At 66.2% G+C, this 13,565-nt stretch carries 19 protein-coding genes; 1 reads left to right on the top strand and 18 read right to left on the bottom strand.

The features are described from left to right. Positions 1-7: 7 nt before the first annotated feature. From flgH to flgB, 7 genes are read right to left on the bottom strand one after another with little or no spacing between them, the layout of a single operon-like run. Positions 8-664 carry a flagellar basal body L-ring protein FlgH gene (gene flgH, locus AC56LG_RS02725; protein ID WP_497164591.1) on the bottom strand — a complete coding sequence of 219 codons (657 nt, stop codon included), beginning with the start codon at positions 662-664 and terminating at the stop codon, positions 8-10. Next, the gene (gene flgG / locus AC56LG_RS02720; RefSeq protein WP_497164590.1) at positions 664-1,449 is read right to left on the bottom strand and encodes a flagellar basal-body rod protein FlgG; all 786 of its coding nucleotides are present in this window, start codon (positions 1,447-1,449) and stop codon (positions 664-666) included. The genes flgH and flgG overlap by 1 nt, the downstream gene beginning before the upstream one ends. Positions 1,450-1,479: 30 nt before the next feature. After that, complete coding sequence (locus AC56LG_RS02715) at positions 1,480-2,205, bottom strand: flagellar basal body rod protein FlgF (RefSeq protein ID WP_497164589.1); 726 nt, start codon at positions 2,203-2,205, stop codon at positions 1,480-1,482. 13 nt (positions 2,206-2,218) lie between these two features. Beyond that, positions 2,219-3,406 (bottom strand): flagellar hook protein FlgE, encoded by a 1,188-nt coding sequence (locus tag AC56LG_RS02710; RefSeq protein WP_497164588.1) that lies wholly within the window; start codon positions 3,404-3,406, stop codon positions 2,219-2,221. 15 nt (positions 3,407-3,421) lie between these two features. After that, positions 3,422-4,099, bottom strand: coding sequence for a flagellar hook capping FlgD N-terminal domain-containing protein (locus tag AC56LG_RS02705; protein ID WP_497164587.1), 678 nt, complete (start codon positions 4,097-4,099; stop codon positions 3,422-3,424). A 4-nt stretch (positions 4,100-4,103) separates the two neighbouring features. Beyond that, positions 4,104-4,508: a flagellar basal body rod protein FlgC gene (gene flgC / locus AC56LG_RS02700; protein ID WP_497164586.1), complete on the bottom strand. Its 405-nt coding sequence runs from the start codon at positions 4,506-4,508 to the stop codon at positions 4,104-4,106. A 5-nt stretch (positions 4,509-4,513) separates the two neighbouring features. Beyond that, positions 4,514-4,873 carry a flagellar basal body rod protein FlgB gene (flgB, locus tag AC56LG_RS02695; RefSeq protein ID WP_497164585.1) on the bottom strand — a complete coding sequence of 120 codons (360 nt, stop codon included), beginning with the start codon at positions 4,871-4,873 and terminating at the stop codon, positions 4,514-4,516. 39 nt (positions 4,874-4,912) lie between these two features. Here flgB and flgA point away from each other — a divergent pair, with 39 nt between their 5' ends. Then, complete coding sequence (gene flgA, locus AC56LG_RS02690; protein ID WP_497164584.1) at positions 4,913-5,674, top strand: flagellar basal body P-ring formation chaperone FlgA; 762 nt, start codon at positions 4,913-4,915, stop codon at positions 5,672-5,674. Here the strand turns inward: flgA and flgJ are convergent. From flgJ to fliD, 11 genes are read right to left on the bottom strand one after another with little or no spacing between them, the layout of a single operon-like run. Then, entirely contained in the window at positions 5,664-6,383 is a 720-nt protein-coding gene (gene flgJ, locus AC56LG_RS02685; protein WP_497164583.1) for a flagellar assembly peptidoglycan hydrolase FlgJ, read from the bottom strand. The two genes, flgA and flgJ, sit on opposite strands and share 11 nt — an antisense overlap. Continuing rightward, positions 6,370-6,810: a flagellar protein FlgN gene (locus AC56LG_RS02680; protein ID WP_497164582.1), complete on the bottom strand. Its 441-nt coding sequence runs from the start codon at positions 6,808-6,810 to the stop codon at positions 6,370-6,372. The genes flgJ and AC56LG_RS02680 overlap by 14 nt, the downstream gene beginning before the upstream one ends. Next, positions 6,807-7,088, bottom strand: coding sequence for a flagellar biosynthesis anti-sigma factor FlgM (gene flgM, locus AC56LG_RS02675; RefSeq protein WP_497164581.1), 282 nt, complete (start codon positions 7,086-7,088; stop codon positions 6,807-6,809). Before flgM ends, AC56LG_RS02680 begins: the two co-directional genes overlap by 4 nt. A gap of 35 nt (positions 7,089-7,123) precedes the next feature. After that, entirely contained in the window at positions 7,124-8,086 is a 963-nt protein-coding gene (locus AC56LG_RS02670; RefSeq protein WP_497164580.1) for a flagellar motor protein MotB, read from the bottom strand. Between the two features lie 3 nt (positions 8,087-8,089). Next, on the bottom strand, positions 8,090-9,001 hold the full coding sequence (motA, locus tag AC56LG_RS02665; protein ID WP_192049501.1) for a flagellar motor stator protein MotA: 912 nt from the start codon (positions 8,999-9,001) through the stop codon (positions 8,090-8,092). A gap of 45 nt (positions 9,002-9,046) precedes the next feature. Beyond that, a complete protein-coding gene (locus AC56LG_RS02660) occupies positions 9,047-9,808 on the bottom strand; it encodes a FliA/WhiG family RNA polymerase sigma factor (RefSeq protein ID WP_497164579.1) in 762 nt (253 codons plus the stop codon). Continuing rightward, positions 9,805-10,281, bottom strand: a complete 477-nt coding sequence (locus AC56LG_RS02655; protein WP_497164578.1) for a flagellar basal body-associated FliL family protein — start codon at positions 10,279-10,281, stop codon at positions 9,805-9,807. Before AC56LG_RS02655 ends, AC56LG_RS02660 begins: the two co-directional genes overlap by 4 nt. A gap of 28 nt (positions 10,282-10,309) precedes the next feature. Further along, complete coding sequence (locus AC56LG_RS02650; protein ID WP_497164577.1) at positions 10,310-11,485, bottom strand: flagellar hook-length control protein FliK; 1,176 nt, start codon at positions 11,483-11,485, stop codon at positions 10,310-10,312. Further along, entirely contained in the window at positions 11,482-11,799 is a 318-nt protein-coding gene (locus AC56LG_RS02645) for a hypothetical protein (protein WP_497164576.1), read from the bottom strand. The genes AC56LG_RS02650 and AC56LG_RS02645 overlap by 4 nt, the downstream gene beginning before the upstream one ends. Beyond that, complete coding sequence (gene fliS, locus AC56LG_RS02640; RefSeq protein WP_497164575.1) at positions 11,792-12,181, bottom strand: flagellar export chaperone FliS; 390 nt, start codon at positions 12,179-12,181, stop codon at positions 11,792-11,794. Before fliS ends, AC56LG_RS02645 begins: the two co-directional genes overlap by 8 nt. Before the next feature lie 22 nt (positions 12,182-12,203). Then, positions 12,204-13,556, bottom strand: coding sequence for a flagellar filament capping protein FliD (gene fliD, locus AC56LG_RS02635; RefSeq protein ID WP_497164574.1), 1,353 nt, complete (start codon positions 13,554-13,556; stop codon positions 12,204-12,206). Positions 13,557-13,565 lie beyond the last annotated feature (9 nt).

The following is a 13,565-nucleotide window of genomic DNA, read 5'->3' as shown; positions in this document are numbered from 1 at the left end:
TCCTGGATTAAAACGGCATGAGGGGGCCGGTGAAAAACCGCGTCAGCCAGCCCGCCGAGTTGGCATCGGCCAGCACGCCCTTCGCCGAATACGCGATGCGGGCATTGGCCACGCGCAGCGACGACACCTGGTTGTCGGCATCGACGTCGGCGGCGCGCACATAGCCTTTCAGGCGGACGAATTCTTCGCCCTGGTTCAAGGTCATGTTCTTTTCGCCCGCCACCCGCAGCAGGCCGTTCGGCAGCACTTCCTGCACGATCACGGTCAGCGCGCCGGACAGGGCGTTCTGCTGGGTGCTGGTCGAGTCGCCGGCGAAGCTGCGGTCGGCCGAAATATCGACACCGGTCTTGCCGAAGGTTTTACCGAGGGCGCCCAGCGGGGTGATGCCCACCGACGAACCCTTGCTGAAACTGGTGCCGGCACGCTTGCTGGCCTGGGTGGTCTCCTGCAGGATCACGGTGACCACGTCGCCCACGCGGTAGGCACGCGCGTCCGAGGTGAGCGACAGCGCATCGCTGCTGAACACGCCGCCCGACACGCCACGTTGCACCGTGCGCGCCACCGGAACCGCATCCTCTTCAGGTGCCGCCGCGATCGGGGCGCGAGAAGCACAGCCGGCCAGCAACACCAGCATCATAGTTGCCGCAAGGCTAGAACGGAGCATTATCGGGCCGCCTGCGCCAGGTATTGCAGCATATTGTCAGCCGCCGACAACACTTTGGTGTTCATCTCATAAGTGCGTTGTGCGGCGATCATGTCGACCATTTCTTCGACGACCTGCACGTTCGAGCCTTCCAGCGCGCCTTGCTTGAGTTTGCCCAGCGCGCCATCGCCCGGACGGCCTTCGGTCGGCGCGCCGCTGGCGGCCGTTTCCGAGAACAGGTTTTCGCCCAGCGCCAGCAGGCCGGCCGGATTGACGAAGCCGGTCAGCGTCAGCGCGCCGATTTCGGCGGGCGCCGCCTGGCCGGGAATGGTGGCGGAGACGGTGCCGTTTTCGGCGATGGTGATCGCGGTGGCGTTGTTCGGCACGGTGATCTGGGGCACCAGCGGCAGGCCCGAGGCATTCACCAGGGTGCCGTTGGCGTCGATCTGCAGCTGGCCGGCGCGGGTGAAGGCGGCGTCGCCGTTCGGACGGCGCACCTGCAGGAAGCCATTGCCGGAGATGGCGACGTCGAGCTGCTGGCTGGTGGTCTGCAGCGAACCGTTGGTGAACACTTTCTGGGTGCCGACCAGGCGCGTACCGTTGCCGAGCTGGACGCCGTTGGAGACGGTGTTGTCGGCGCTCTGCGCGCCCGGCTGGGCATCGACCTGGTAGTGCAGGTCTTCGAACACGACGCGGTCGCGCTTGAAGCCGACGGTGTTGACGTTGGCGAGATTGTTGGCGATGGCTTGCAGCTTGGCGTCTTGCGCCTGCACGCCGGTCTTGCTGATCCACATTGCTGGATTCATGAAATTCTCCTGTCCTGTCAGCGGGCGTGCTTACGCGCCCAATAAACGGTTGCCCGCCTCATTCATCTTGTCGCCGGCCTGGAACAGTTTCATCTGCAATTCGAAACTGCGGTTCAGGGCCATGGTCGCGACCATCTCTTCGACGGCCGAGACGTTGCTGCCTTCGAGCGAGCGGCCGCGCACGGTGACGTTGGCGTCGGCCGGCAGCTGCTCGCCATTGCGGGCGACGATCAGGCCGGCTTCGTTTTTGGTCAGTTCCGGGCCTTCGGCATTCACCAGGCGCAGCTTGTCGATGGTCTGCATCGTGGTTGCGCCTTCGGCCAGCACCGAGATCGTGCCGTCGGTGCCGACTTCCACCGCCGAATGCGGCGGCAGCACGATCGGGCCGCCTTCGCCCAGCAGCGGACGGCCGGCCACCGACAGCGCACCGTTGGCGTCGATGTCGATCGAACCGGCGCGCGTGTAGGCTTCGGCGCCGCCGAATTCGACCGCGAAGTAGCCGCTGCCGGTGATCGCCACGTCGAGCGGACGGCCGGTTTCGCGCACGCTGCCGGGTTTGGTCGAGATGGCGTCGGCCTGGGTCTGGGCCATGTGCACATCGTCGTAGCCGTAGCCGCCCAGCGATTTCGTCGTCACCAGTTCGAGGTTGGCGCGAAAGCCCGGCGTGTCCATGTTGGCCAGGTTGTTGGCGTGGACCTGCTGGGCACGCAGCGTGTGCTCGGCGCCGGAGACGGCGGTGAAGATCAGTTTATCCATGGTGCGTCAGCGCTTAACCGAGGGCCTGCATCAGGGTTTGCATCATCTGGTTCTCGGTTGTGATGACCTTCGAGTTCGCCTGGTAGTTACGCTGCGAAGTCATCAGGCCGACCAGTTCCGAAGTGATGTCGACGTTCGAGCCTTCGAGCGAGCCGGTATTGAGTTTGCCGGCCAGGCCCGCGCCCGGGGTGCCGAACAGGGCCAGGCCCGACGCGGCATTCGCCTGCCAGCTGGTGTCGCTGGTGGCGGTGAGGGCGCCTTCGTTGCCGAAGGTGGCCAGGGCGATGGTGCCGACGGTCTGCTTCTGCTCGTTGCTGTAGCGCGCCACGACCGAACCGTCCGCCGCCAGCTCGACGCCGACGTAGGTGCCCGAGGCATAGCCGTCGGTGCTGTTGGTGGTGCTGGTCGCTTCGCCGGCGAACTGGGTGGTGCCGGTGTAGTCGATCGAGAACGTGATCGGAGCCGCGCCGTTGGTCGGGGTCAGGGTCAGCGCGCCGCTGTCGGTGCTTGGGGGCAGCTGGCCGAGGGCGTCGAAGTTCAGTGCTTTGGTGGCTGCGGGCGCTGCGCCGTCGAAGCCGTAGTGCACGGTGACGCTGTTGCTGGCGCCCTTGACGAAGTACTGCGACACGGTGTGCTGGGTGCCGAGCGAATCGTACAGGACCGATTGCTTGACCATGTTGTAGCTGTCAGGCTTGCTGGCGTCGAAAGTCGCGTTGGTTGGCGGCGCCCAGTCGGCCGACAGGTTGCCGACGAAATTCACGCCGGTCGAGGCCTTGGCGGCGATCTGGCCAGTCGGGATCTTGATGTCGCCCATGGTGCCGAGCGTGCCGTTCACGGACGGGCCATAGCCCTGCACCTTGCGGCCGACGGCGTCGATCAGGTTGCCGGCGTTGTCGGCTGCGAAAATGCCGACGCGGCTGTACGACATCGTGCCCTGGCTGTCGCGGCTGACGAAAAAGCCGCGGCCTTCGATGGCGGCGTCGAGCGAGCGGCCGGTCGATTCAACCGAGCCGTTGGTGCCGATGTTCTGGGTCAGCGAGCCGACCGAGACGCCGTTGGCCTGCTCGCCGGCGTACATGGCGGAGAAGTTGGCGCGGCTGCTTTTGAAGCCGTAGGTGCTCGAGTTGGCGATGTTGTTCGAAACGGCTTCCAGCTGCTCGTTGATGGCCTGGATACCGGAGAGGGCGATGTTGAAGCTCATGTCACGTTCCTTGAATTAGTTGGCGGCGACCGTGGTGGCCTTGCCGTTGAAACCAGTGATGGCGGACGGGTCGACGTCGCCGACACCAGCCACCTGCAATACGACGGCGCCGGTGCCCGACAGACGCACGCTGTCGACACGGCCGGCAAGTTCGACCGGGACGGCCGCGCCGTCGGCGCTCTGCGCCGAGATCGCGTAGCTGCCCGGGGCCAGGCCGAGAGCGGCCGGGTCGATCGTGAATTGTTGTGCGCCGGCCGCGTGGAACGGCAGCGACAGGGTATGCGCCTGGCCATCGGCGCCCGTCAACACCAGGTTGGTGGCGCTGCTGGCCGACGGCAGCCGGACGCTGCCCGACACAGGGTTGCCGTCCAGGCGCACGCGGTCGGCGGCGACGGTCACCGTCGATCCGACCTGGCCGCCCATCGCCAGCACCTGCAGGCTTTGCAGCACGCTGGCGCTGGCGCTGGTGGTTTTACTGAGGCTTTGCAGCGCTTCGGTTTGCGACAGTTGCGACAGCTGGTTGACGAACTGGCTCGGGTCCGACGGCGCCAGCGGATCCTGGTTGCGGATCTGGGCCACGAGCAGCTTGGTGAACATGTCCTTGTTGGCGGAGACGTCGGCGCTGGTCGAGACGGCATCGGCCTTGGCGCCGGCGGTGTTGTTTGGACTTGCGAGGGAATTATTGGTCAGCATGCGTTCAGGCTTCGCCCAGTTTCAGCAGCGACTGCTGCATCGATTTGATCCGGCCCAGCACTTCGACATTGGTCTCGAAGGCGCGCGAGGCGGACATCATGTCGGCCATTTCGGCCACGGAATTGACGTTGGAATAGACGACCATTCCCTCGGCATCGGCCAGCGGATTGCCCGGCTCGTAGACCTTGCGCACCGGGTCGGCGCTTTGCACGACGTCGAGCACCTGCACGCGCCCGCCGGCGTCGTTTTCCATCACTGCGGCAAACACGGGTTTGCGGGCGCGGTAGGCTTCGGCTTCCGACGGCGCGGCGGTGTCGGCGTTGGCCAGGTTCGAGGCGATGGTGTTGAGGCGCACCGACTGCGCCGTCATGGCCGAACCGGCGATGTTGGAGATGTCCTTGAAACTCATAATTATTATTGGCCGTTGATGGCTTTTTGCAGACCGCGCAGCTTCATGTTGATGAAGGTGAGGCTGGTCTGGAAGTCGGAGGCGTTTTGCGAGAACGCGGCCTGTTCGACGCCGATTTCGACGGTGTTGCCGTCGGCGCTGGGGTGGAAGGGCACGCGGTACAGGGCTTCGCCGTCGCCCAGCGACAGTTCGCCGTTTTCGTCCGAAGCACGTTCCTGCATCACCGCCGCGAAGTCGAGGTCGCGCGCCGTGTAGCCTGGTGTGCTTTCGTTGGCGATGTTCGCGGCCAGCACACGGGTGCGCTCGGCGCGCACGTTCAGCGCGTCGGCGTGGACTCCCAGTGCGTCCTTAAAATTAATCGTCATGGTCGATCTCCGTCGTGAACTGCAGTGTGTTTCGTTAGAATGGGTAACTCTTTGATGCCGGGGTTTGTTGCAATGATTGTTCGTGCCGCTCGTTTTATCGTCCTGCCGGTCCTGCTCGCTGCGCTGCAGGCAGCCGCCGCGCCCGCCGTCCTTTCCATCGCCAGCCAGGTCGAGGAGGCTGCCCGCGCCCAGCTGGAAGCACAGGCTGCCGCGTCGGGGCTGACCGACGCCCAGTTCGAATTGACCGTCGTGCCGCCGCGCGTGGCGCCCAACTGCCAGGGGCCGGTCCAGGTCGATACGCTCGATACCCGGCAGGCGACGCGGATGCGCTTTGCGGTGCGCTGCCCCGGGCCCGGCGCCGCCCGCCTGGAGTACATCGTACGCGCCCGGATCTCGGCGTCGGTGGCGGTCCTGGTCGCGCCGGTTGCCGCCAACGAGGTGCTCACCGACGCTCATCTTACCGTAGGGCAACGTGACATTACCAGTATTGCGGACCCTGTCATCGCTCCAAATGATGCTGTAGGGCAAACGAGCCGCAGATCGTTGCGTGCGGGCGACGTTCTCCGTAACAGTTCGCTAACGGCCCCGACCCTGGTGAAGCGCGGGGATGCCGTGGTAATGATTGCGCGTATCGAAGGGATCGAAGTCAGCACGGCCGGCGAGGCGCTCGACGCCGGTGCGAAAGGGGCAACGATCCGGGTGAAAAACAGCACCAGCGGCCAGACGCTGCGCATGCGCGTGGTCGCGCCCGGCACCGTCGAGCCGGTCGACATGCCACGTGTTAATCAGGTCAACCGTTAGATCCCTGCAACTTGCCCGCCAGGCGCGCCAGCTTGGCGGCGTAGGCCGGGTCGGTGGCATAGCCGCCCTTCGCCAGCCCCTGGGCAAATGCATGGGCGTCGCTGCCGGCGCCGATCGCGCCTTTGTAGCGCGGATTGTCCAGCAACATCTGGGCGTAGTCGCGGAAGGCGGCGGCGCCGTCCGGATAGGCACGGAAGCGTTCCTTCGTCTTGATGGCGGCGCCGCCGACGTATTCGGTGGTGGCCGCTTCGGCCACCGCGCCATCCCACTTGCGGCCCGCCTTGATGCCGAACAGGTTGTGGCTGCTGTCGCCGCCCGCATTGCGGATCGGACGCTGGCCCCAGCCCGATTCGAGCGCGGCGTGCGCCTGCACCAGTTCCGGGGCGACGCCGAGTTTATCGGCGGCTTCCCTGGCCCATGGCGCGATGTTGTCGAGGAAGGCTTGCTGGTCGTCGCTGTTCGAATCCCCGTCGGCTTCGGGCGCGGCCACCACCGCGGCGGCGCTGCGCGCATGCCACAGGCTGCCTTCCGGCGTCAACTCGGGCGTGGAGGCGCCGCCGCCGTTCTGGATGAAGCTGGCGACTTCGCCCTGGACGTCGGCGAAGGCACGCCCAAAACCGCTGCCGCCGCCGATGGCGCCCGTCGGCCGGGTCGGGGCGGTAGGCAGCGTCGCCGAGATGGCGCTTGTCGAAAAATCAGCGTGGCGCATAGGTACCGTCCGAATTGTGCAGCACGCGCTGCATCACGGTGAATTGTTCGGCCAGCAGGTTGCCGTTGCGGGTCGTGGCACCCTTGCAGGCGACGACCAGGCGTTCCAGTTCGTTCCAGGCGCTGGCCAGCCTGGCGCGCCCGGGTTCCGGCTGGGCCGCGATGAAGCCGGCCATCGTGCCGTCCGCGCCGTGCAGGGCGCGCACCAGGGCCACGCGCTGCTTGCGGCGTGCCTCCATCGCGTCCAGGGCGGGCGTCAGTTCTTCAGCCAAAGCACCGAGTTCGGCACCCTGGTGACGCAGCGCGGCCTGGAACTGGCGTTCGAGCAGGGAGTGAATGCTCTGCGCGGCATCGAGATCCTGCTCAACACCATTAATCAAGGCGGCCACCGCCTGCTGCCGGGTCATACGGCTCAGCGATGGGCTCACCTCGGTCCTCCGTGGAAGCGCTGGATCAGGCCGGCGAGGCGCGCCGGGTCGAACGGCAGCTCGCCCTTGGCCAGCGCGTCGCGCAGTTCGGCCACGCGCGCGGCGTCGAAGTCGGGTAGGGCGGCCAATGCCTTGGCGGCCGGTTGCAGCACTTCCGATTGGAGGGGAGCGTTGCTTGCCGCCGCGGGCGCCGCTGGTGCTGCTGCAGGCGTTGCGCCGCCGATCGCAGGCGTCATGGTCGGGGTGACGTTGGGTGCGCCGGTTCCGGTGATTTTCATGCGGGTACCTCGGGTTTTCGATTGAATCGTCATGGTTACTTCGCCAGTTGGCCGCGCAGCGACGCGGTGTCGTCCGCCGCCGTCTTGCCGGGCGCGCTGACCGACACGCCTTCGAGCAGCGTTTCGGTGGCGCCCGGCGCGCCGAACATTGCCGCCACCGAGCGCGATTGGGCGCGCGTCAGGATCATCAGTTCGATACGGCGGTTGATGCCGGCATCGGTACGCTTGGCGTCGAGCGGCGCGCGGTCGGCCATGCCGACCACCTGCAGCACGCTGTCGCCGCGCATGCCTCCCTGCAGGAGCTGGGCGCGCGCGGCCATCGCACGGTTCGAGGACAGCGACCAGTTCGACATGCCGGTTTTTTCGGCGAAGGTGTATTGTACCGAGTCGGTATGGCCGACGATCAGCATCTGGTTTTCCATCTGCGCGAACAGCGGCGCCATCTTTTGCAGCAGGCGCGCGAAACGTCCGGTCGGCAGCGCGCTGCCGCGCATGAACATGCCCTGGCGGTCGGTATCGTGCAACATGACGCGCAAACCGTAGGGCGTGATTTCCGATTGCAGGTTGGCCGCCAGGCCGGCGTCTTCGCTCATCTTTTCCAGCTTTTTCGACAGCAGGTTCAGGTCGGCCGGCGAATCGTAGGAGACGCGCGCTTCCGCGGCCGCTGCGCCGGCGCCGGCATCCTTGCCGGGACCCGGACCGGTACCGTCGTGCAGCGTCGGGAAGCGTTCGATCAGGCTGCCGCTGGGGGCGGTCGCGATCGACGGCCGGTCGCCCGGGCCTTCGAGCTGGCCGGCGGCGGCATCCTTCATCATGTTCTGCACCGCTTCCTTCTCGCGCGCGGCCATCAGCCACAGCACCAGGAACAGCGACAGCAGGGCCAGGCAAAAGTCGGCGAATGCGACTTTCCAGGCGCCGCCGTGCTCGTCGTGGTCGTGCTTGCCGCCGCCACGCTTGATGATGGTCTGTTCGTGCTGCTTGTCGTTGGGCTTGGACACTGCTTACCCCGTCATGCGGTCGCCGGTGCGGCGCCGCTTGTTCTGCGATTCGTCTTCGCCGCCCATGGCGTTGATCCACTGTTCCAGCTGGGCGAAGCTCGGCTTGGTGTTCAGCTGGATCAGGCGCCGGCCGGCGTCGATCGCCAGCAGGGCGGGCTTGCCGGCCACGTGGGTGCACAGCACCACCTTGACGGTTTCCATGGTCGAGGCTTCGCCGTTGACCAGCTGCTTCATCATGTTCGACAGCGGATCGAGCAGGCCGTAGCAGAAGAAGATGCCGATGAAGGTACCGACCATCGCCGCGCCGACCTTTTCCGCGATCGCGCCCGAATCGGCGCCTTCGGCCACCGAATACATGGCCATCACGATGCCGAGGACGGCGGCCAGGATGCCGAAACCGGGCATGCCTTCGGCGATCTTGTGCAGCGATTTCGACGGCTGCATGAGTTCTTCGTGGATGGCGCCGAGTTCCTGTTCGAGCACGCCCTCGAGTTCGTGGGCGTTGATCTTACCCATCGCCATCAGGCGGAAGTTATCGACGATAAAGGCCAGCAGCTTCGGCTCGTCCAGGATGCGCGGATAACGCTGGAAGATCGCGCTGTCTTTCGGTGCTTCGACGTGGGCGTCGAGGGCCTTGAGGCCACCGGCGGCCAGTTGCAGCAGTTCGTACATCAGCAGCAGCAGCTGGCGCTGGAATTCCGAATCGTGTTTTTTACGCGATGCGATTTTTTTCAGCTGGTGCGCCATCTCGGTCAGCACGTGCTTTTCGTTGCCGATCACGAGGGCGCCAAAGGCGGCGCCGACGATGATCAGGATTTCGATCGGGTGCCAGATCGCAGTGACCGTGCCGCCCATCAGTGCGAAGCCGCCGAACACGCAGCCGAGCACGATGAAAATACCTAGGAATTGCTGCATGACAGGCCTTTCTGGATGAGGATCATATTGTTTGTTTTTTAAACTTCAGCGCGCGCCGATGGCGGCTTTCATCTTGGCCAGCGCGCTCTTGTTGAGCTGGCAGACGCGGGCGTCGGACAGGTCGAGCACGGCGGCGATTTCCTTGTAGCTCAGCTCGAACTCGTAGATCATCTGGATCACGCGCTGCTCGCGCTCGGACAGCGCGCCCAGTGCCTGTTCCAGGCTGCGCCGCACCATGAAGGCTTCTTCCGGGCCGGGCATGCTGTTGGCGGGGTCGAGCGCTTCCTGCAGCACTTCGTCGAAGCTCATCATCTCTTCGGCGCCGTCGTCGAGCAGGTGCTGGTGGTACGCTTCCTGGGTGATGCCGAGCGCATCGGCGGCTTCCTGCGCGCTCGGCTCGCGGCCCAGCTTGCGGGTGAGGGCGCGCAGGCCGTCGCGCACGCGGTGCGCATCCTGGCGCACCGCGCGCGGACGCCAGTCCTGGCGGCGCAGCTCGTCGAGGATGGCGCCGCGGATGCGCAGGGACGCGAAGCTGCCGAAGCCGGTGTCGGGCGCGCCGTAGCGGCGCAACGCTTCCAGCAGGCCCATCAGGCCGATCTGCTCCATGTCCTCGCGCGACATGACGCCGGACACCTGCGAGTTCAGCTGGCGCACGATGCGCTTGACCAGCGGCGCATAGGCCACCAGATGCTGCTGCTCCTCGCGCGCGCTCATGCCGGCCGACGCCTGCTGGTAGCCGCCGGCGCAGGCAGCATCGGCGTAGTCGCCGTAATTGTCTGAAAAGGCCACGTGGTCCCCAGCCGTCATTCGACGATCAGCTTGCCGATCATGACTTCGCCGAACGGCTTTTCCCGTTCCTCGCTGGCATAGTTGGCATCGAAAGTCTTGTTCAACTGCGCGGCAACCTGCTCGACGGTCATGCTCGAAGCCTGCGCCAGCGTGAAGCTCGAGAGCGAGCGCACGGCGATCGCGCGCAGCAGCGGCAGGTGTTCCTTGGTCGGCTTTTCGCCCTTGGCGTCGGTGGCCAGCACCAGGTCGGCCGACAGGTAATGCGTCGTGCCCTCGTTCGGCGCGCGGCGCAGCATCACGATCACCTTGTCGAGCGTGACGTATTTGGGCGGCGCGTCCGACTTTTCCTTTTTCGGCGCAGCCTTGGGGGCAGCTTCTGCGCCATGCGCCGGTTCCTGCGACTTCATCCACCACATGGCGCCACCGGCCGCACCTGCGGCCACCAACACGACGGCGACGACGCCGAGAATCATCTTGAGCTTGCTGTTCATTGATCTTGTCAGGGTTATTCTTGATTGATTAGCTGCGGCCCTGGGCGCGACCGCTCAGTGAGAGACCGTCCAGCGAGAACGACGAAAATCCGCTGTTTGCTTCGGCCAGGGCATTGCCCGGGTCTTGTTCCTGCTGGCGCCCATCCTGCTGGCGCCCGCGGCCTTCACCGCCGGCGAACATCGGCGCCCCGTTAGCCGCGCGCGGCGTCGGGACGACGTTGACCGACACGTCGCTGAACTGGCGCTGGGCCAGGTCGTTGCGCAGGTTTTCGCTGACCGTCTGCAGCTGGCGCAGCACTTCGCCATGGGTTGCCGAGATCTGCACCTCGAGCGAACCGGCGCTGTGGCGGATCGCGATTTCCACGCGGCCCAGCATCGGCGGCTCGAGGCGGATCACGGCTTGCTCGGCCTTGCTGCCGACCTGAAGCTGGAGACGCTCGCCGAGCGCTTCCTGCAGGGTCTGGCGCCATGCGGTCGGCGGACCAGACAGCGTGACGGTATCGCCCGTGCGTTGAGGCGTGCCAGCGACCGGCGCGCTTGTGCTCGCCATGCCGGCGATGTTGGCGGCGCCACGCTCGGTGACCGGTGCGGCCTGGTCCTGCGGCGTGTCGGCGTTCGCTGCCGATGTATCGGCGGGAAGCGCGGCCGGCGCCGCCTTTGCAACCGCAGCCTGGACCGGCATGTCGGCCAAGGGCAGCGCAGGAGCGGCAGCCGGCCGGGCGGCCAGATCGGCGCGGCCTGCGCGGCCCGATGCAGGGCTGCCGACCGGTGGCGAAACCTCGGTATCGGCAGCCGGCGCCGGTTCTTTAGCGGCCGGCAGGGCTGAAGCACCAGGCAATGCGGCAACGACCGCCGCCAGCGTCGCCTGGGGAACTGGCATCAATGGCATCGGCATCGCCATCGCACCCAGCAGCGGCGTATCGGCGGCCTGCTGCTGTTCTTCGACACGGATGTCGTCCGCTGCCGGTGCGCCGTCGGGCGCAGCTGCAGCTGCAGTTGCGTCCACGTCCGTTGGCGCCATCTGGTCGAGGCCGAGCCATTGCGCGAACGCGAGCGCCGGTTGGACGAGCGCCGGCTGGGCGGCGTCCACAGTGTTGGGCACCGCAGCGGCTGCGTCAAACGTAGCCGGCGCAGCCGCATCGTTCGCAGCCGTTCCCTTGGCGGCAGGCGCCGGCCCGTTCAGGTTAGTCAGTGTCAGGTTCATTCTTGGTGTCCAGCCGTTTCCATGTCACCGGTGAGCGCGTACGCCATCCAGCCATCCTTGTTGTTGCGCATCCCGGCAAGCCGGGCGCCGAGCGCATCGAGTGCTTCGGAGCAGGCGGCGGCGGCGCCGTCATGGGCCGCGCGCAACTGCGCCAGTGCGGCCAGCTCGTTGCGGTTCCAGGCGCCGCGGGCGGCGAGCGTCGCCAGTTGCGGCGCCAGCGCGGCGGCGAGGGCGCCCAGGTACTCCCAGTCTTGCGCCGCGCCGGCTTCCTTGAAACCGGCGGCGAGCCTGCCGAGCGCTGCGCTCCTAGGCATTGCGTGCCTGTACGCCTTGCCAGCCCTGGCGGATCGTCGTCAACACGCCGACCACGTCGTCGACCATGGCCGGATCCATCTTGATGCCGGCGCCCTGCAGGCGCGACGAGCAGAAGTCATACAGGTTGGCCAGGTTGGCGACGGTGTCGCCGCCGCTGTCGAAGTCGAGCGAGCTCGACAGGCCGTTGATGATCTCGCAGCACTTGTCGATGCCGGCCGCTTTCTGTTCGTAGCGCTTGCCGACGATGTGGGCGCGCACGCGCGCCAGTTCGTCGAGCAGGCCGTCGGTCAACAGCAGGACGAGTTCGACCGGGGTTGCGCGCGAGGTCTGCGAGTCGAGATTGACCGCATGATAATTACCGTAAGCTTCTTGATAGGACATGGCGATGAGTTAGGCGTGAAGTTTAATCTTTGGCGCTGCTGAACAAACTGTCGAACAGCGAGGTGTTATAGGACATATTGCTTTGAACGGACTGCAGTTGGGTGAACTGCGCCAGGTAGCGCGCATAGGCGCTGTCGTACTGTTTGTCGAGTGCGGTCTGTCGTTCGGTCAGGCTGCTTTGCAGCTTGCTGACGGCATCCTTGCGGCTGCCGATCTGGCCATTCGCGCTGCTGGTCCAGAGCTTCAGGTAGCCGTCGAGCTGGCCGGCGATGCCGCTGGCGCCGGTCGTGGACGTACTGCCGATCAGCGTATCGAGGCCGGTCGGGTTCAGCGCCAGCGCCTTGTTCAGGCGGGTGCTGTCGAGCGTGAGCGTGCCCTGGCGGTTGGCGGTGATGCCGAAGTTGGCCAGACTGCTGGCGCCCGTGCTGCGCAAGGCGTTGACCATGCGGTCGCGCAGTGCGCGCACGCCGCTGTCGCCGGCAAAGGCGCCGGCTTCGCCGCCGCTTTTCGGGTCGCCCGGGCTGACCAGGCCGTCGATGGCCGTTTTCAGCTTGTTGTAGGCGTCGACGAATGCCTGCGCGTTCGCCGCCGTCCTGGTCGCGTCCGACGCCACCGTCAGCGTCACCGGCGTGCTGCCCGCGGCCTGCGCCTTCGTCAGCGTCATGGTGACGCCATCGATCACGGACAGCGTATTGCTCGCCTGGCGGATTTCGGTACCGGTGGCCGAGCCGACGCGTACCACCGCATCGAGTGCCGGCGCCAGCTCGTTGCGCGTGCCGCCCAGCTTGGCCGCGAGACCGGCATCCGTGCCCGTGCTGCTGACCGAAATGGTGTTCGCGAGGCCCGTCGTTTTCGAGGTCAGCACCAGTTCCGAGGTGGTCCCGGTGGTCACGACGGCAGCGGACATGCTGGTGTTATCGGCTGCGCCGTTGATCGCCGCCGCGAGCTCGCGCACGGTCCAGTTGGCCTTGGTGCCGAGGTCGATCGAAAACGAACTACCGCCCACGCCCAGCGTCAGCGAGCCGCCGCCGGCGAAATCGGTCATGCCGCCATACGAGACCTTGTGCGCGCTGGCGACCTGCTCGACAAAGAAGCTGTAGCTGCCCGGCGCTGCGTTGGCCGTCGCGCTGGCGCTGGCAATGGCGGTGTCGCTGAAGACCGCGCTACTGGCCGACATCGTCTTGTTCAGGCCCGTCAGCGAGGCAAGGCTGCTCTGGAAGGCACTCAGGGCCGAGCCGAGCGTGGTCAAGCCCTTTTCGGTGGCGGTTGTTTGCGCGCCCTGGCGCGTCAGGATCGCCTGGCGTCCCGACGTAAAGGATTCGGCCAGGGCCTGCGCGGTCGAAGCCGGATCGTAGTTGGTGGAAATGCCTGCCATATTGTTGTT

This window comes from Telluria sp. ZB2R32 (genome assembly GCF_059685715.1).
Note: the sequence above shows the minus strand (reverse complement) of the source record. Positions and strands in the feature narration are given on the sequence as shown.